Annotated in this window: 13 protein-coding genes and 1 pseudogene; 4 read left to right on the top strand and 10 right to left on the bottom strand. The window is 62.9% G+C overall.

Going from position 1 to position 17588, the window contains the following annotated elements; translation table 11 throughout:
- Genes C6Y56_RS25335 through C6Y56_RS25350 form a run of 4 tightly spaced genes read right to left on the bottom strand, consistent with a single transcriptional unit; the run spans nucleotide 1 to nucleotide 7753 of the window.
- Nucleotides 1–4566, bottom strand: a complete 4566-nt coding sequence (locus C6Y56_RS25335; RefSeq protein ID WP_169432092.1) for an alpha-2-macroglobulin family protein — start codon at nucleotides 4564–4566, stop codon at nucleotides 1–3.
- Nucleotides 4563–5228 carry a DUF1175 domain-containing protein gene (locus C6Y56_RS25340; RefSeq protein ID WP_169432093.1) on the bottom strand — a complete coding sequence of 222 codons (666 nt, stop codon included), beginning with the start codon at nucleotides 5226–5228 and terminating at the stop codon, nucleotides 4563–4565. Before C6Y56_RS25340 ends, C6Y56_RS25335 begins: the two co-directional genes overlap by 4 nt.
- On the bottom strand, nucleotides 5198–6910 hold the full coding sequence (locus tag C6Y56_RS25345; protein ID WP_169432094.1) for a DUF2138 domain-containing protein: 1713 nt from the start codon (nucleotides 6908–6910) through the stop codon (nucleotides 5198–5200). Before C6Y56_RS25345 ends, C6Y56_RS25340 begins: the two co-directional genes overlap by 31 nt.
- A 51-nt stretch (nucleotides 6911–6961) precedes the next feature.
- The gene (locus tag C6Y56_RS25350) at nucleotides 6962–7753 is read right to left on the bottom strand and encodes a YfaP family protein (RefSeq protein ID WP_039771904.1); all 792 of its coding nucleotides are present in this window, start codon (nucleotides 7751–7753) and stop codon (nucleotides 6962–6964) included.
- 363 nt (nucleotides 7754–8116) lie between these two features.
- On the opposite strand from C6Y56_RS25350, the gene C6Y56_RS25355 reads away from it, so the two are divergent.
- The 4 genes and pseudogenes from C6Y56_RS25355 to C6Y56_RS25370 all read left to right on the top strand — a co-directional run bounded on the left by C6Y56_RS25355 (nucleotide 8117) and on the right by C6Y56_RS25370 (nucleotide 13270).
- Nucleotides 8117–8359: an exodeoxyribonuclease VII small subunit gene (locus tag C6Y56_RS25355; protein ID WP_007894317.1), complete on the top strand. Its 243-nt coding sequence runs from the start codon at nucleotides 8117–8119 to the stop codon at nucleotides 8357–8359.
- Complete coding sequence (gene ispA, locus C6Y56_RS25360; RefSeq protein WP_169432095.1) at nucleotides 8356–9243, top strand: (2E,6E)-farnesyl diphosphate synthase; 888 nt, start codon at nucleotides 8356–8358, stop codon at nucleotides 9241–9243. The genes C6Y56_RS25355 and ispA overlap by 4 nt, the downstream gene beginning before the upstream one ends.
- Nucleotides 9244–9334: 91 nt before the next feature.
- The gene (gene dxs, locus C6Y56_RS25365; RefSeq protein ID WP_169432096.1) at nucleotides 9335–11233 is read left to right on the top strand and encodes a 1-deoxy-D-xylulose-5-phosphate synthase; all 1899 of its coding nucleotides are present in this window, start codon (nucleotides 9335–9337) and stop codon (nucleotides 11231–11233) included.
- Nucleotides 11234–11385: 152 nt separating this feature from the next.
- Nucleotides 11386–13270 (top strand): annotated as a pseudogene (locus C6Y56_RS25370) (TonB-dependent receptor domain-containing protein).
- Between the two features lie 111 nt (nucleotides 13271–13381).
- Here C6Y56_RS25370 and C6Y56_RS25375 read toward each other — a convergent pair.
- From C6Y56_RS25375 to thiL, 6 genes are all read right to left on the bottom strand, one after another.
- Nucleotides 13382–14182, bottom strand: a complete 801-nt coding sequence (locus C6Y56_RS25375; protein WP_169432097.1) for a cobalamin-binding protein — start codon at nucleotides 14180–14182, stop codon at nucleotides 13382–13384.
- On the bottom strand, nucleotides 14182–14601 hold the full coding sequence (locus C6Y56_RS25380; protein ID WP_114885795.1) for an MFS transporter: 420 nt from the start codon (nucleotides 14599–14601) through the stop codon (nucleotides 14182–14184). The genes C6Y56_RS25375 and C6Y56_RS25380 overlap by 1 nt, the downstream gene beginning before the upstream one ends.
- Nucleotides 14598–15215: a GTP cyclohydrolase II gene (gene ribA / locus C6Y56_RS25385; protein ID WP_169432098.1), complete on the bottom strand. Its 618-nt coding sequence runs from the start codon at nucleotides 15213–15215 to the stop codon at nucleotides 14598–14600. The genes C6Y56_RS25380 and ribA overlap by 4 nt, the downstream gene beginning before the upstream one ends.
- A 123-nt stretch (nucleotides 15216–15338) precedes the next feature.
- On the bottom strand, nucleotides 15339–16073 hold the full coding sequence (locus C6Y56_RS25390; protein ID WP_169432099.1) for a substrate-binding periplasmic protein: 735 nt from the start codon (nucleotides 16071–16073) through the stop codon (nucleotides 15339–15341).
- Between the two features lie 28 nt (nucleotides 16074–16101).
- On the bottom strand, nucleotides 16102–16605 hold the full coding sequence (locus C6Y56_RS25395; RefSeq protein ID WP_169432100.1) for a phosphatidylglycerophosphatase A family protein: 504 nt from the start codon (nucleotides 16603–16605) through the stop codon (nucleotides 16102–16104).
- Nucleotides 16602–17567 carry a thiamine-phosphate kinase gene (gene thiL / locus C6Y56_RS25400; protein ID WP_169432101.1) on the bottom strand — a complete coding sequence of 322 codons (966 nt, stop codon included), beginning with the start codon at nucleotides 17565–17567 and terminating at the stop codon, nucleotides 16602–16604. Before thiL ends, C6Y56_RS25395 begins: the two co-directional genes overlap by 4 nt.
- Nucleotides 17568–17588 lie beyond the last annotated feature (21 nt).

The raw sequence follows: 17588 nt of genomic DNA on the forward strand, positions 1-17588 counted from the left end.
TCAGTTGACCGTGACCTGACCGAGGGCCGCTTTCGCTTCCCGGGCCTGATGCTGCGGCGCGTAGACCTGAGTGAAGCGCACTGGCGGCAGATTGAACTGGCCCTTCTGCGAGAAGCGCACCAGATGGCGCAGACGCAATTCACCGCTCAGCGCATCCACCGGCACCGCGTAGGCCAGTTGGCCCGGTTCGAACCGCGCCTTCTCCAGCGCGGTCGGCTCGGTGCCGTCCTTGCCCTGCAACTTGATGCCCCACGTAGTTCGCTCGACATCCGCGCCCGGCGGCAGCGGCACTTCGAGCATGCCGTAGCGCAGCGGTTTCGGTGCCTTGCTGGTGAGGATCACTTCGTCCAGGTACAGGCTGTCGCTGGACAGTGGTTTAGTACCGACCGGCTCCAGTTTGAAGGTGAAGGCTTCGTCACCCGGTACCAGACGCGACAGGCGCCGAGTGATGGTCACCGCCATCGGATCGACCGCCGGCTGCTGGGTCTGGAAGCTCAGCGCCGCTCGCAGCGGACGCTCCTGAGTGCCCGACACCGTCAACACGCTCGGTACCGGCGCAGCACCCTGCCACGTCCAGTACATCTCACCGGTCGCGCCGTAGTTTTTCTTCCAGCCTTCGCCCGGTGCCAGCGCGATGGTCGGCGAGGCCTGGGCGATGCTGCGTTGCAGCCAGGTCAGCGCCAGCGCACGTTCGAGGGTCGATTGCTGCGGCAACAGGCGTTGCAGCAGCGCGTTCGCACGAGCCTGATCGAACGGTTGCAGCGACAGGTTCAGCGCTTCGGCAAACGGCTGCGAACTGACGGACAAGCGCTGTTGCGCAGCGCCCAGCTGACGATTGAACGCGTCCGGCAGAGCAACTTTCGACTGGGTCGCCAGCGATGCGGTCAAGGCCCGCGCCGCCGCCAGACCGAGCGCCGAATCCGGGTCGCTCATCACCAGACTGTCTTCGCCGTCGTCCATCAGGGTTTCGGCATTGCCTTCACCAGCCTTCGCCAGATCGTCCATCAAGCCGCTGAGCAGCGTGTTGACCGGCAAGTGCATCTGTTTGGCGAACGACAGGATCAGCGCCCGTTGCAGCAACGGCGTGTTCGGCGCTTGCTTGGCGTAAACCTCCAGCACCCGCTGCCAATGCTCCGGCGGCAGGGTCAGATCCAACACCTGGCTGGCGTTCCAGTCGGCGTAGTAGGCGTAAGCGGTGAGGAACGCATCCGGTTCGCCGTCGAAGCCCCACCAGGTGAAGCTCGCCGACGGCCCGGCCATCTGCACCAGCCGCAGACGGCTGTTCTGCATGATCAGGCGCAAGCGGTCGCGGATCTGCGGGCTCGACGCCAGCGACGGATAAGCGATGCTCAACGGCAGCAAACGGCTGGCGGTCTGCTCGACACCCCCGTACGGATAGCTGAGCAGATCGTCGAGGGCCGAACGGAACAACGCTTGCGGGCTGTCATCCAGACGCAGGCGAATGTCGGTGGCGTCTGCCGGCAGGCTCAACGGCGTGTCGCCGCTGGCCACGTCGAGGCTCTGGGTCTGCGTCACTTGCCAGCCTTCGCCGGTCGCGGTCAGGCGCACCGCGAGGGCGTCGGCGGTTTTGCCGTCCTGCACCAGCTCGGCGATCCATTCGCCGGTGGCCAATGCGAAGGCCGGCAGCGGCAGGTAGTTGATGCCGTTGTTGAGGGTCACCGGCAGACGCTGTTCGGCGCCGGCGTAGTGCGTCACCAGCTCGGCCTTGACCGGTTTCTCGGCCTGGCTGAAGGCGAACACGCCAAGTTGCGGCTGGTCACCCTTGCGGAATTTGCTCGGCCCGCTCCACTTCAGGTACAGCGGTTTCTCCGAGCGCACGAACTGCTTCTTCTGCCCGACCTGACCGTCATCGGCAATCGCCCGCGCGGTGATGCGCCAGCGGGTCAGTGAGTCCGGCATCTTGAAGGTGAAACGGGTCTTGCCGTCGGCGTCGGTCAGCAATTCAGGCTGCCACGCAGCGGTGTCGACGTCTTCGCGACGCGGCCGCTCCAGCACTTTCACCCCACGCTCGCTGCGGTTGGCCTTGCCCGGTGCGCCAGGGCTGCCCGGCAACGCCACGTCGTAGCTGATGAACGACAGGCTGGCGCTGGTGCGCACGTTGTTGCGGCGCGGGTGGTAGAAGAACTGGTCGATGGTCGGCGCGACTTCCGGTTGCAGCGCGTAGACCATTTCATCGACCACGCTGACCGTCAGGTGCGCCGGCACAGCCTTGCCGGCGAACTGCGTGGTCAGGTCGACCGTCACGGTATCGCCCGGCTGATACGTCTCTTTGTCGGTCTTGATCGCCACATCGATCTGCGGCGCGACGACCTTGATCCCGGCGTTCTGGAAGCTGTACTGACCGCCCTTGGTGTAGAGCACCGAGAACGTCAGGTTCGGCGCGAAGTTGTCCTTCACCGGGATGCGTGCGCGGTATTGGGTGTCGCTGAGTTTCTCCAGTTTCAGCCAGTCGCCACCCTTGGCCAGCAGCGCGGTGGCTTCGACCTTGTCGCGCTCCAGCGACAGCAGTGCATCGCTGACTGGCTCCGGGAATGTGATCAGCGCCAGCGCTTCGTCGCCGGCCTTGTACTCGGGTTTGTCGAGGACAATTTCCACGGTGCCCGGCACTGCCTTGACGCCGTCGCCGGTGACCGAATGACCGGTCGCACCCAGCACTCGACCGTGCTGATCCTTCAACGACAGGTTGTAGGTCCCCGGACGATCGAACGCCACGCTGAAGCCTTTGTCTTTCGCCGCCAGCTTGCCCTCGCCGGTGGTCTGGTCTTCCAGACGCACCCAGCTGTAGCTGCTCGGCACCACGGCCTGCGCCTGTTGGCTGCCACCCTCGTTGGCGTAGCTGAACGCGACCTTGTCACCGACCGCGCTGAAACGCTGCGGCGCGGTCAGACGGAAGCTGGCAGCGCCGCGGTCGATGAGGATTTCCTTGGTGGTCTTGACCCGATACGCCGCGCCATCGCTGGCAAACACGATGAGCATGTAGCGGCTAGGCTTTTCGGCGGCCGGCAGGTCGAGGGTCGCGTTGCCCTTGCTGTCGGTGGTCAGTTCGGTGCTGGTCAGTTCCACCGGGAATTGCCCGAGGTATTGCAGCTCGTTGTCGACCATCGACAGTTGCTGGGCGCGCAGGCTCAGGGTCAGCTTGGCGTTGGCCACCGGTTTGCCGTCCGGGTACAGCAACACCAGGCTGCCCTTCACCGGTTCGCCGGTTCGGTAATCCTGCTTGGCCAGATTCAGCGAGATTTCGAAGTGCGGCTTGATGTACTCCGCCACCCGGAACGCGCTGCTGTAGGCCTGATCCTTGTAATTGAAACGCAGCTCGTAACCGCCGGCCACCGCGTTGTCCGGCAACTGGAAACGGCCCTGGGTGCCGGCCTTGGAGTCGAGTTTCAGGTCGAGCCGCTGCAACTCGGTGCCGGTGGCATCGAGCACGCTGACATTGACGTCCGCCGCGCCCGGCAACACTGAATCCCGAGCATTCTTGAATTCACGGCCAACGATTTTCAGCGACACCCAATCACCCGGGCGATACAGCGGCCGGTCAGTGAAGGCGTAGAGTTTGGTGTCGTAGATTTCGCTGTCGTAATAGAAGTTTTCCGAGACGAACACCCCGCCCTCTTCGTCCTCGCCGATGACGAACGAACGCTCCGGGCTGACGTGTTTCAGGCGCAGCAGACCATCGGTGTCGGTGGCGCCGCTGCTCATCACGCCGAGGCCGTCGGTCCACAGCACATTGACCTTCGGCACCGAGCTGCCTTCGTGTTTGCGCGCGGCCCACACCAGCAATTCATCACCGGCAATCTTGCTTACCGCGACGGTGTTGGAAACGAAAACCATGGTGGTCGCGCGGTACTTGCCGATCAGCGCTTCGACCAGATAAAGACCCGGTTTCAGATTGCCCAACGGGATGTAGACGTTACCCGGCGCGACGCTGACGAACTCGCTGGAAGACCCGGCCAGATTGACCCCGGTCGGTGGCTGGATCGGTTTGGCCTGCCACAGCGGATAGCGAAACTGACTGACCACCGGCAGGCCCGGAATCAGGGCGAACTGCGGTTGCGCGTCGTACGGCGTCGGCGCGGCGATGGCATTGCCCATCTTCAGCTCCGGCACTTCCTCGGTGACTTGCTGACGCGACTCGTAAGAGAACGCACGCTGCATCACCCGACGGGATTTGCGGTACCAGTTGTCCCACAGGTACGCGAGGGTGTTGGACAGGCCTTCGCCCTTGAACTGGCCGTCGCTGACCACGCGGTGCAGGTTCTTCTGGCGCTTGAGGAAGTCCAGCGGCTTGTCGATCTTGTACACGCGGATGTCGGCGCCGCCGTACGGTTCCATGCGGAAACGACGGTAATCACGGCCCGGCGCTTCAAGGCGCACCACCGCCTGTTCGTCGGCGGCGAAACTGCTGTCGGCCAGCAGGAAAAAGCTCTCACCGGAGACCGGTGTGTAGCCGCTTGGCTCCACGGTGTCTTCGGCATTCACGGCCGAAAACGGCAGGACTGACAGCAACAGAAAAGGCAGTAAACGCAGCATGCGGGCACCGGTCATTGGGAGAGAAAGTTCAGTCGATAGACGCCGATGAAGTTGGGGTTGGCTGCGTCGGGTATCCATCGGGTGTCCTTCCATGTCATGAGTTGCTGCAGGCTTGCCGATCGCATGCCGTTGTCGGTTGGGGTGGTCGTGCCAGTGTGATAGGCGATGTAGCGGCCCATCCAGATCATCAGGTGCTGGTCGTCGCCCTGATCGAAAAACATCAGATCGCCGGGCCGTGCCTGGGACACGTCGCGGCCGATCAGGTGGCTGTTGAACTGAATCAGTTTGATCGCGTTGACGTAGGGCCCGATCTTGCCGCCGCCCTGCTGCCATTGCTGGGCGAGCTTGCGCTGATCGGCGCTCAGGTCGAGCTCCGGCGGCAGATAGCGGTTGGACACGCCATTGCTGCGCAGCCATTTGTCGTCGTGCACTTTCAGCGCTTCGTTGGCGGCGAAACGCACCAGCCCCGCGCAGTCCTGCTGATACCAGCGCGGGCTCGGGCCTTTGCTCAACTGCTCCTGAGCGATGCGCACGAACCAGGCACGAAAGACCTGGGATTGCGCAGGGTCCAGGGCCGGAGTCTCAACGGCTCGGGCGCTGGCGCTGAGTAACAGCGCCAACAGGCCGAGACTGCGGATCAATCCAGTCACAGCGCTTTCCACTCCAGCGGCAGCCATTGCCAGTGACCTTCAGGCTCGCTGCCTTCCGGCAGGGTCAGGGCGTATTTGCCCATGCCGCCGAGGGTGCGCAGTTTCGGGATCAGGTAGGTTTGCGCGGCGTTGTAGAACACCGGCTCCATGTCCTGCGGCAGGCTGTCGAGGGTTTCCTGCTGCATCAGTTGCGCCATCGAATCCGGGCCGAAGTAAATCGGCATCAGCACATCTTTGGGCAATACATCGGCCATCGGCGGGAAGCGCTTGTCGAGGGTGCCGAGGGCCTTGTCCACCAGTTTGTCGTCGAGGGAAAACAGCAGCGTCGAACCATGGCGCGCCAGGCTGACTTTCATGAACGCACGGCCGGTGATCGCATCCGGGTTCTCGGCATCCTTGGCCGCATACGGGCCGAAGTTGGAACTGACCTGACGCTGCCAGAGATGGCTCTGGCCTTCCTGTTTCTCGACCACCGGGAACGCGTGTTCGTCGACCTTGCCTTCGTAGGCGCCGACCATCGAATCGAACAGCGTGCCGATATCTGCGTCGAGTTTGCCGTTGTCTTCGTCGTTCAGACTGGCCACCAGCAACGGCGTGTACAGCCGCGAATCGGCGTACCAGCACAGGCCCGCCGCGCCGGCCACGTGTTCGGTGAGTTTCTGCGCCACCGCTTCTTCGGCGCCGAGTTTCACCAGCAACGGTTTCTGCGGCTCGGCAGCGACCGGCAGAGTCACGCAGGCACTGGCGCCCAGCGGCATGGCTTGCCAGACCGGTTTGAAATCGAAGTCCGGCTGGTTCTCCAGCTCATCCATGGCCAGGAAGCTGTGCCAGCCCTTGTCGTCCATGTCGAAACGCAGACCGGCGAAATTCGGGATGAAACGCTGGTAACCCATGGCCAGGACGCTGGAATTGACTGACAGACGCTGCTTGGTTTCAGGTGTCTTGGCCGTGAGCCCGAATGCCTCGGGGAACAGTTTTTCGCCGTTGAGCAAAGCCGCCAGCGCTTGCGGCGAAACGTGGCTGGATTCCTCGGAAGCGCCACTTTCCGGGTCGTAGAACTTGCTCGGGTTGGACAACACCACCAGTTTGTCGCCACGGGAAGCAAACAACAGGGATTTGCTGGCGTTGTAGGTCAGCTGATACAGCGGCACTTCGTCACCGCCGACTTTCAGGGTGCTTAACACGCTCAGTTGCGAATCATCCAGGGCGACTTTCGCAAGCGGCTCCAGCAGCTTGGCCAGACCGCCGCGATCCATCACCAGCAGGAAATCCTTCAGCCGACCATCGGCGCCGCGCCACAACGCTACGTCTGCCGGTTGATCGAAGAGTTGCTCGATCAGGCTGTCCTGCAGCTTCAAGTCATGCTCGTAGATGATCCGCCGCAGACTGCCGATCAACCCGAGGCGGTCGGCGTGGGTTTCGTAATAGAAGACGAAATCCTCGGTGAGCGTGGCCTTGAGGAACGGCACCGTCAGCAGGTCCTTGGGCAACTGGCTCAGGGAGCGGGTCTCCAGCAGCGCATCCGGGCGGCTCAGACCGAGTTTGTCGCTGGCCAGTGCCGCCGCCGGTAGCTTGGGCTTGTGCATCAGCCAGCCGAGCCCGCCCGCCACGCCGGCCACCAGGCACAGCCCGGCCACCAGCAACGGCCAGCGCCGGGAAGGTTTGGCGGTGGGTGCGGCGGTCGCCGGGGTCTCAGTGTTTTCGCTCATCTTCTCGCTCATGTTCCCAAAGCTCGGCAGTTCATCCGTGGTGCGGGATGCTTAATAGTTGAAAGTCTTGACCAGCAACAGATCACCGATGGCCCGCAGGGGCACGATGAACGTTTCGCGTTTTTCGTCGACAGTGTTTTCGTTGAGCACCAGCGTTATCTGCGAGGTGATGACCTCGTTCTGGTTGCTGGTCTCCTCGAAGTTATAGCCGCCGTTACCGAAGTTGCCCCAATAGTTGACGTAAACCAGATAGGTGCCATGCAGCGGCGCGGTCATGGTGAACATTTCCGGGCCGGGACCATCGACACCGTCCGGATCGAGCCCGCCGCCGTTGCTCATCGCCGGTCGCGCCCAGAAGGCGTGCTGGCCGTCAGGCGTAATGACGTGCAGGTCGAGTTCGGCTTTAGGGTCATCCCAGCCGAGCACCACGCGGATCCGCGCCGGCGTGCGCAGGTTATTGGCTTCGTAGAATTGAACGCGCTTGAGCGACTGGCCGTCGGCACTGATCACCTCGACGCTGTTGGAACCGGCGCCGAACGCGTACGGCCGGGCGAAACGGCCCTGGTCGTCGGTGTACAGATTCAGTGGATTGCCATTCACCGCCAGGCTGTGGGGCGGGCGCAGATGCCCGATTGCCTTGAGCTGGCCCTGAATCATCGTGCGATTGCGCTGGATGCCGCGATCGATGGGAGGTGTGGGATAGGCGACCTGCGGGTTTTCCGTGCGATCGAGCAGCCCGTGATAGCGCCAGCCGCCCACCGGCTCCGACAGCTCCGCGCTCGGCGCCGCCAGCAGCGCGGGCGCGCAGGCCAAGCCGATCAGCAGCAAAAGAAGTGAACGCATGTGATGCCTCCTGCCATGCCTGACGAAACCTTGCACCCGATCCTCGGCGCTTCACAGTGGGCGATACTGCGTTTCGTCTGAAAGACCCGTGACTGTCGGGTCGTAGAAGGCGCGAAGGTTAGCGATTCGGCAGTTTTTTAACAATCGGATACATCTGGATTTGCGGTGGGAATCACGCACATTGACTGGGCGTGAGCCGAATAGCGGACTTATTCGGCTCACAACATGAGCCGAATAACCTTCGGGTCAGACAAGACTGGTCTCGACACCATGATGAAACGGCCAAGACACCCCGCTCATTTGCCCATACCCCCCCTATCTGCTAGTGTCGCGCCGGTTTAACGTCAACCGGAATTAGCCGCCATGGCCCGCAAAAAAGCTGCACTGGATTTCGAACAGTCCCTCGCCGACCTGCAAACACTGGTCGAGCGTCTGGAGAACGGTGAATTGTCGCTGGAAGACTCGCTGACCGCTTTCGAGCAGGGCATCGGCCTGACCCGTGACTGCCAGGCGGCGCTGGCCCAGGCCGAGCAAAAGGTCCAGGTGTTGCTGGAGCGCGATGGCGAACTCGCCGAGGAACCCTTCGACGCGGATCAGCCAGAATGATTGCAGCGTATTCGGCCACCAGCCAGGCGCGGGTCAACGCGGCACTGGAAACCCTGTTCAATGCCCCGCTGCCGGAACTGGCGCGCCTCTATGAAGCCATGCGCTACAGCGTGATGAACGGCGGCAAACGCGTGCGCCCGCTGCTGGCCTACGCCGCATGCGAAGCCCTCGGCGGCAAGGCCGGGCAGGCCAACGGTGCGGCCTGCGCAGTTGAGCTGATCCACGCTTACTCGCTGGTACACGACGATTTGCCGGCGATGGACGACGACGATTTGCGTCGCGGCCAGCCGACTACTCACAAGAAATTCGACGAAGCCTGCGCGATTCTGGCCGGCGACGGCTTGCAGAGCCTGGCCTTTAGCGCCCTGCTCGACCCGCGCCTGAGCGACCTGAGCGCGGACATCCGCCTGCAACAGGTCACGGCGCTGGCGCACGCGGCGGGCCCGGCCGGCATGGTCGGCGGTCAGGCCATCGACCTCGGTTCGGTCGGCCTCAAGCTCGATCAGAAAGCCCTCGAACAGATGCACCGGCACAAGACTGGCGCGCTGATCGAGGTCAGCGTCAAGCTCGGCGCCCTGGCCAGCGGCCGCGCCGAGAAGGATGAACTCAAGGCTCTGCAAAGTTATGCACAGGCCATTGGCCTGGCATTCCAGGTGCAGGACGACATCCTCGACGTCGAAAGCGATACCGAAACCCTCGGCAAACGCCAGGGCGCCGACATCGCCCGCGACAAGCCGACCTATCCGGCCCTGCTCGGCCTCGACGCCGCCAAGGCCTATGCCCTGGAACTGCGCGATCAGGCCCTGCACGCGCTGCGACCGTTTGACGCGGCCGCCGAGCCATTGCGCGATCTGGCCCGGTATATCGTCGACCGGCGCAACTAAAGGCTAATCAGCCAAAAAAGCCCAACGCGTGGGCAGGGGACGATGCATCAGGTAAACTGCCGCATCTTTTATACCTATAACGATTCGCCTGATGCCCACGACGTTTCATGAGATTCCCCGCAAGCGCCCGACCACGCCCCTGCTCGACCGCGCTAACACGCCGGACGGCCTGCGCCGGTTAGGCGAAGCCGAGCTGGAAACCCTGGCTGATGAGTTGCGCCTGGAATTGCTCTACACGGTCGGCCAGACCGGCGGGCATTTCGGTGCCGGCCTGGGCGTCATCGAGCTGACCATCGCGTTGCACTACGTCTTCGACACCCCGGACGACCGGCTGGTGTGGGACGTCGGTCATCAGGCCTATCCGCACAAGATCCTCACCGGTCGTCGCGAGCGCATGGAAACCCTGCGCCAGAAGGACGGCATCGCCGCTTTCCCGCGCCGCTCCGAGAGCGAGTACGACACCTTTGGCGTCGGCCACTCCAGCACCTCGATCAGTGCCGCGCTGGGCATGGCCATCGCCGCCCGCCTGCAGAACAGTGATCGCAAGGCGATTGCCGTGATCGGTGACGGCGCGCTGACCGCCGGCATGGCCTTCGAAGCGCTGAACCATGCGCCGGAAGTGGACGCCAACATGCTGGTGATCCTCAACGACAACGACATGTCGATCTCGCGCAACGTCGGCGGTCTGTCGAACTATCTGGCGAAGATCCTTTCCAGCCGCACCTACGCGAGCATGCGCGAAGGCAGCAAAAAAGTGCTGTCGCGCCTGCCTGGCGCCTGGGAAATTGCCCGTCGTACCGAAGAATATGCCAAAGGCATGCTGGTTCCCGGCACCCTGTTCGAAGAGCTGGGCTGGAACTACATCGGCCCGATCGACGGCCACGACCTGCCGACCCTGATCGCCACCCTGCGCAACATGCGCGATCTGAAAGGTCCGCAGTTCCTGCACATCGTCACCAAGAAAGGCAAAGGCTTCGCCCCGGCGGAAGTCGACCCGATCGGTTACCACGCCATCACCAAGCTGGAGCCGCTGGACGCCCCGGCCGCCGCGCCGAAGAAGGCCGGCGGGCCGAAGTACTCCGGCGTATTCGGTGAATGGCTGTGCGACATGGCCGCTGCCGACCCGCGCCTGGTGGGCATCACCCCGGCGATGAAGGAAGGTTCGGATCTGGTGGCGTTCAGCGAACGCTTCCCGCTGCGCTATTTCGACGTGGCGATTGCCGAGCAGCACGCCGTGACCCTTGCGGCCGGCATGGCCTGCGAAGGCGCCAAACCGGTGGTGGCGATCTACTCGACGTTCCTGCAGCGCGGTTACGACCAGTTGGTGCATGACGTCGCGGTGCAGAACCTCGACGTGCTGTTCGCCATCGACCGCGCCGGTCTGGTGGGCGAAGACGGCCCGACCCACGCCGGCAGCTTCGACCTGTCTTATCTGCGCTGCATCCCGGGCATGGTCATCATGACCCCGAGCGATGAAAACGAACTGCGCAAGATGCTCACCACCGGTCACCTGTACAACGGCCCGGCGGCGGTGCGTTACCCGCGCGGCACCGGCCCGAACGCAACCATCGAGAAAAACCTCGAACCGATCGAGATCGGCAAGGGTGTGATTCGTCGTCAGGGCGGCAAGGTCGCCCTGCTGGTGTTCGGCGTGCAGCTGGCCGAAGCGCTGATTGTCGCTGAAACGCTGGACGCCACCGTGGTCGACATGCGTTTCGTCAAACCGATGGACGAAGCGTTGGTGCGTGAAGTGGCCGCCAGCCACGACCTGCTGGTGACCATCGAGGAGAACGCGATCATGGGCGGCGCCGGCGGCGCGGTCAGCGAATTCCTCGCCCGTGAAAACATCCTCAAATCAGTGCTGCACCTGGGCTTGCCGGACGTTTACGTCGAGCACGCCAAGCCGGCGCAGATGCTGGCCGAGTGCGGGCTGGATGCGGCCGGGATCGAAGCGGCGGTGCGTGAGCGCCTGGACCTGCTTAACCGCTGACTCGCTGGATAAACGCAAAACCCCATGTGGGAGCGGGCTTGCTCGCGAAGGCGTCGGACCAGTCGACAATGAGTTGACTGACACACCGCCTTCGCGAGCAAGCCCGCTCCCACATTTGATTTGTGTACACCTGAAAGACCTACGGAATGCCGATGAACCTCTCGCGCCTCGCCCTGCCCTTCTTGCTGCTGCCCTCCGCCAACGCCCTCGCCGACACCTTCGAACGTGACCAGGCCCTGAAGCTGCCGGACATGCTGATCAGCGCCAACCGCCAGGTAGAAGCACGCAACGACAGCAGCGCCGCCAACACCGTGTTCACCCGCGAAGACATTGAGCGCCTGCAACCGCGCAGCGTTACCGACCTGCTGCAACGGGTACCCGGGCGTGCAAGTGGCGCAAACCGGCGGACGCGGCAGTCTGCCGGGAATCTACATTCGCGGCACACAGTCGGCGCAAAGTCTGGTGCTGGTCGACGGCCAGCGCATCGGCAACTCCACCTCCGGCGACAGCAACCTGCAACACCTGAACATCGAGCAGATCGAACGCGTCGAAGTGCTGCGCGGTTCGCGCTCGGTGATCTACGGCAGTGATGCCATTGGCGGGGTGATTCAGATCTTCACCCGGCGCGGCGGCGAACAAGGTTTGCAGCCTCGAATGCACGTGGGTTTCGGCAGCAACCAGACCTGGGAGCGAAGTGTCGGTCTGTCCGGTGGCGATGAGAAAACCCGCTTCAACCTCGGCGCCAGCCTCGATGAAACCGCCGGGATCGACCGCACCCACGAGTCGTATCCCAGCGACAGCGATCATGATGCCTACCGCAACAAATCCATCAGCCTGAGCCTCAGCCATGCGCTGACCGATGACATCGAAGTCGGCGCCAACCTGCTGGATAACCGTGGCAAAAGCGAGTTCGACAACCCGTTCGGCCGCTTCGACCCGGTGACCTTCGACTCCCTCCAGCAGCAGCCTTACAGCGATTTCACCGTCAGCAGTTTCAGCAGCTACATTGATGCGCGGGTCAACGAGCGCTGGAAGTCGCGCCTGGAACTCGGCCACAGCGAAAACCGCGAGAAGTCCTTCGACAAGCTCAGCGACGAACGCTCGGTGTTCAACACGTACCGCGACTCGGTGACCTGGCAGAACGACCTGACGCTGGATGCGCGCAACAGCCTGATCCTTGGCGGCGACTGGTACGAAGACCGAATCAACAGCAGCACCGCGTTCGATGAAGACAGCCGCTGGAATCGCGCCGCGTTCATCCAGCATCGCTTCCAGGCCGACAGTTTCTCCACCGAACTGGGCCTGCGTCGCGACGACAACCAGCAGTTCGGCGGCCAGAACAGCTGGAGCGGCACGCTGACGTTGCCGGTCAATCCGGACAACGATCTGTTGCTCAGCTACAGCGAAGGCTTCCGCGCGCCGACCTTCAACGATCTGTACTACCCAGACTTCAGCAACCCCGACCTGAAACCGGAAACGTCGAAAAGCTACGAGCTGCAATGGCGCAGCCAGTTGAGCGACAGTAGCCGTCTCGAAGCCTCGCTGTATCGGACCGATCTGGAAGACGCGATCATCTTCGGCAGCAACTCACGCCCGGAAAACGTCGCTTCGGCACGGATCAACGGCTTCGAAGCCGCCCTGAAACAGGAGCTGCTGGGCTGGCAAAGCAATCTCGGCGTGGCAATCATCGATCCCCGCGACCGCGACACCGGCCACACCCTGGCGCGGCGTGCCCGGCGTACCTTGAGCTGGGATCTGGATCGGCAATTCGATCGCCTCGGCCTCGGCGCCAGTTGGCAGGCCGTCAGCAGCAGCTATGACGACCTGAACAATCAACAACCATTGGGTGGTTATGCGCTGCTCGGACTGCGCAGCAGCTGGGCGCTGAACCGTGAGATCAAGCTGGACTTCAAAGTGGATAACCTGCTGGACAAGGGTTACAGCCGGGCGCTGTACAGCCATGACGGCAGTCAGTATGGCTATCGCGAGGAAGGTCGGGCATTCATGTTCGGCGTGACCTGGACGCCGCAACTCTGATCCAGAATTTGCGCTGCATTGACTGGCCTCTTCGCGAGCAAGCCCGCTCCCACAGGAGGAACGCATTCCAAATGTGGGAGCGGGCTTGCTCGCGAAGAATTCACCTCGGTCTCAGCGGTCTGGCGCGATCAACTGGCAGAGCTTGGCGGTCGCCTCGATCATCTGCCCGCTCGGGCGTTCCAGACCTTTGTCGGTGACCAGCAGCAACTGCCTTTGCTTGACCGCTGCCACCTGCGGCCAGGTATTCCACGCATCCAGTTGCGACTGATCGCTGGCCAGAATCACTTCGGGATCACGCTGTAAAACCGCTTCGATGCTCACCTGCGGCGCCGGCAGGCTCAGGTCGCCGAACACATTGCGTGCGCCGCACACTTCAAGCGCATCGCTGATGATCTGCCCGCCGCCGACGGTGTACAACGGCTTGTCCCAGACCTGATAGAACACCCGCAGCGGCGCTTCACGGCGGTAGCGCTGGCGCAGCTCATCGAGGTTTTGCCGCAACTCTCTGGCTCGCTCGATCCCACGCTCAGGACGACCAAGCTGTGTCGCGATGGCCTCAATCTGCGCGGTCAGCTGTTCGAGACTGTGGGGTTCGGCAACGAAGGTCGGGATGTTCAGGCGCTTGAGCTGATCGCGCTGGGCCGGGCCGACACTGCCAGGCCATAACAGCAACAAGTCAGGCTTGAGGCTGAGCAGCCGCTCCATGTCGAGCTGGCCATAACGGCCCACAGAAGGGAGATCCTTGATCGCAGGTGGCCGGTCACCGGCATCCAGCACGCCCACCAGCAAGTCGGCCGAATTCAGCTCCACGACAATTTCAGACAGGGATGGCGCGAGGCTGACCACTCGCAGGGCGGCCAGGGTTTCGCTGCTGACGGCCAGCAGCAGAACCGCCAGCCAGAGACGGCGCATCAACCGAGTTGACGCGGGATACGGTAGAGGTAGAACAGCACCGCCGTGGACAGCGCCAGCAGCATCAACGGCACCGCTTCGAGGCCGACGAACACTGCCAGTGCGCCGATCCATGCCGGTAATCCCGCCGCCAGAAACGCCGTGCGCCGACGAGCCGCGAGAGCGATCCAGGCAGCGGGTTCATCCGGCGTATCGAGTGCTTTTTGTGTGGCGATCAGCGCATGTTTGTAGCGGCCGAAAAACTTCAGACTGACAAACATCGAGGCCACACCGGCAATGAACAACGGCATCGCCAACACCGGCATGATCGCTTCGCTCTCGCCGAACACGGCGTTAAGCACGAACAGCGGCACCAATGCCAGCGCCAGGTATTTCCACCAGGCGACCGACAGGCGGCGGCGCACCTGACCTCGGGTCACGCCCGGTCTACCTCGCCCTGATGTTCGTTGCCCATCATGTGGTCGAGCTTGCTGGCCTTGGTCGCCAGATAGAGTTTGTTGTGCGGGTTATGGCCGGTGTGCAGCGGCACGCGCTCGGCGACGACGATGCCCATGTCGGTCAAGGCTTTGACCTTGCGCGGGTTGTTGGTCATCAGCCGCAGGGACTTCACGCCCAGATGCTCCAGCATCGGCAGGCACATGGCGTAGTCACGCTGGTCGGCGGCAAAGCCCAGACGCTCGTTGGCTTCAACGGTATCGGCACCGCCGTCCTGCAATTCGTAGGCGCGGATCTTGTTCAAAAGACCGATGCCACGACCTTCCTGACGCAGGTACAGCAACACGCCACGGCCTTCACGGGCGATCGCCTTGAGGGCGGCCTCCAGTTGCGAGCCGCAGTCACAACGCTGGCTGAACAAGGCATCGCCGGTCAGGCATTCGGAGTGCAAACGGCCGAGTACCGGGGCACCGTCGGCAATCTCACCCAGGCTCAGCACGACGTGCTCGCGGCCAGTGGCTTCATCGAGAAAACCGTGCATGGTGAATTGCGCAAAAGGCGTTGGCAGCTTGGAAGCGGCGACAAAAACGACAGGCACCGGTGTGCTCCTGATCTAAAAAGTCCGAGATTCGCTGGGCGGCATTGTAACAGCAGGTTCCTGCAGACGCTTAGGCTGAATTATCGGCCATAACGATCAAAAAGTTTGATGGCAGGCCTGCCTTCATTGCCCTCGCTCGAACGGATACGGCTGTTTCCAGCGTTCGAAGATGGGCTTCAATTCGCCGCTTTTCACCAGTTGATCCATGCGCTGGTCGTAGATCGACATCAGTGCACGGGCCTGAGGGGTGTCGGCGAAACCAAGGTAAAGGGGCAACTCCGCCAGATGCGAGTAACGGTATTGCGAAGGATCGGCAGCATTTCTCACCACCGCTTCGATTTCCGTCAGCGCGTCGATGTAGTAATCCGCCCGCCCCTGCTTGAGCATCGACAGGATTCCCGTACGACGTTCGATCTGGTTGTAGCGCTTGACGTTCGGCAGGTAGGTCTCATAACGATAACCTCGCACCCAGGCCAGCCGGTACTTGTCGAGGGTGGCCTCGGTCGGTGCCGGATTACTGGCCAGGCCCAGTGCGTAGATGTGATCGGAATCGAAGTTCCAGCGCGGATACAGCACTTGTTCGGCTTCCCCGCGATAGGAACCGACCAGCGCGTCGACTTCCTTCAACTGCACCAGCCCCACCGAGCGGGTGTACGGCACGGTGCGGATGTCCAGGGTCACGCCGGCAGGTTCGAACACCTTGCGCAGAACGTCCCAGCCCAGGCCGTGGCCGTCGGCTGCGGTGTAGTCTTCCCAATCTTCGCTGGCCAGATGAATGACCGTCGGCGGCGCCTCCTGTGCCAGGGCCGTCGCACCGAGCAGAGTGAAAACCAGAATCGCCAACCAGCGTCGAGCCATCCCTGTGTCCCTCATCCACACCTTGAAATCAGGCGAAAACCCACACCAGTCCCTGCATCGCCAGCCAGGCGAACACGCCCGCCAGCACGTCGTCGAGCATGATGCCGACACCGCCATGTACATGCCGGTCGATCCAGCGGATCGGCCACGGCTTGAGGATGTCGAAAAAGCGGAACATCAAAAACCCGGCGAGCAACCAGTACCAGCCTTCCGGTACCAGCCACAGGGTGATCCACATTCCGACCATCTCGTCCCAGACGATGCCTTCATGGTCATGCACCCGCAGATCGTCGGCCACCTTGCCGCACAGCCAGAAGCCGAACAGCATGGTGATCCCCAGCATCAGCCAATAGCCCCAATCGGGCAACATCTGCCACAACGGAATAAAGGGTAGCGCAACTAACGAGCCCCACGTGCCCGGTGCTTTCGGCAAGGTGCCCGAACCGAAGCCGAACGCAATGAAATGCCAGGGATTGCGCCAGACCGACGGCGGAACGAATTCGCCGGGAACCTGTTTCGGGTGATCTGTCACGGTGACTCCTGAAAATGTTGATAACCCCGGATTTGCGGGGTGATGTCGTGCCCTTCGCGGTCCAGCAGCACCACGCCCTGCCCCTCTGCCACGCGCCCGATCACATGGACCGGCCAGCCGTCGGCCAGCAACGTCGGTAACTCGACGAACGGCAAAGTGAAGGCCAGCACGTAATCATCGCCACCGCTCAACGCCGCACGCTCGGCGCCGCGCTGACCGAGAAACGCCACCAGTGCCTCCGACAACGGGACACGCTCGCGCTCGACTTCGAGGCGAACCTTCGAAGCCAGTGCGATATGGCCGCAATCGGCGAGCAGGCCATCGGAAATGTCCAGCGCCGAGGTGGCCTTGCCCCGCAAGGCCTGACCGAGAGCAAGCTGCGGCTGCGGCGACCAGTAATGTTCGAGCAGCAGCTGGGCGATGTGCGGCTCGGTGTCACGCTGACCCAGCACCAGCGGCAAGGCCCCGGCGGCATTGCCCAGCTCACCGCCGACACACAGCAGATCGCCGGGCTGCGCGCCGCTGCGGGTCAGGGCCTGGCCGGCCGGGACGCGGCCGAACACGGTGACGGTCAGGCTCAACGGCCCGCGAGTCGTGTCACCACCGATCAGCGCCACGCCGCAGCTCTGCGCCATGCGGTTCAAACCGCGGGCATAGGCTTGCAGCCAATCGGCAGTCACCGTCGGCAAGGTCAGGGCAAGGGTAAAGGCGACGGGCGTGGCGCCCATGGCAGCGAGGTCGCTGACCGCCACGGCCAGCGAGCGCTGACCGAGCAGAAACGGATCACAGGGATCGGCGAAATGCACGCCGGCCACCAGCGTATCGGTGGAAACTGCCAGCTGTTCCCCGGAAGGAACAGCAAGCAAGGCGCAGTCATCGCCGATCCCCAGTGCAACGCCCTCGCCGCCCTGCGCACAAGGCGCGGCGGCGAAGAAATTGCGGATCAGCTCAAACTCGCCCATGGCTGAGAAAAAGTATTCAAG

This window comes from Pseudomonas fluorescens (assembly GCF_012974785.1).
Taxonomy (GTDB): domain Bacteria; phylum Pseudomonadota; class Gammaproteobacteria; order Pseudomonadales; family Pseudomonadaceae; genus Aquipseudomonas; species Aquipseudomonas fluorescens_BT.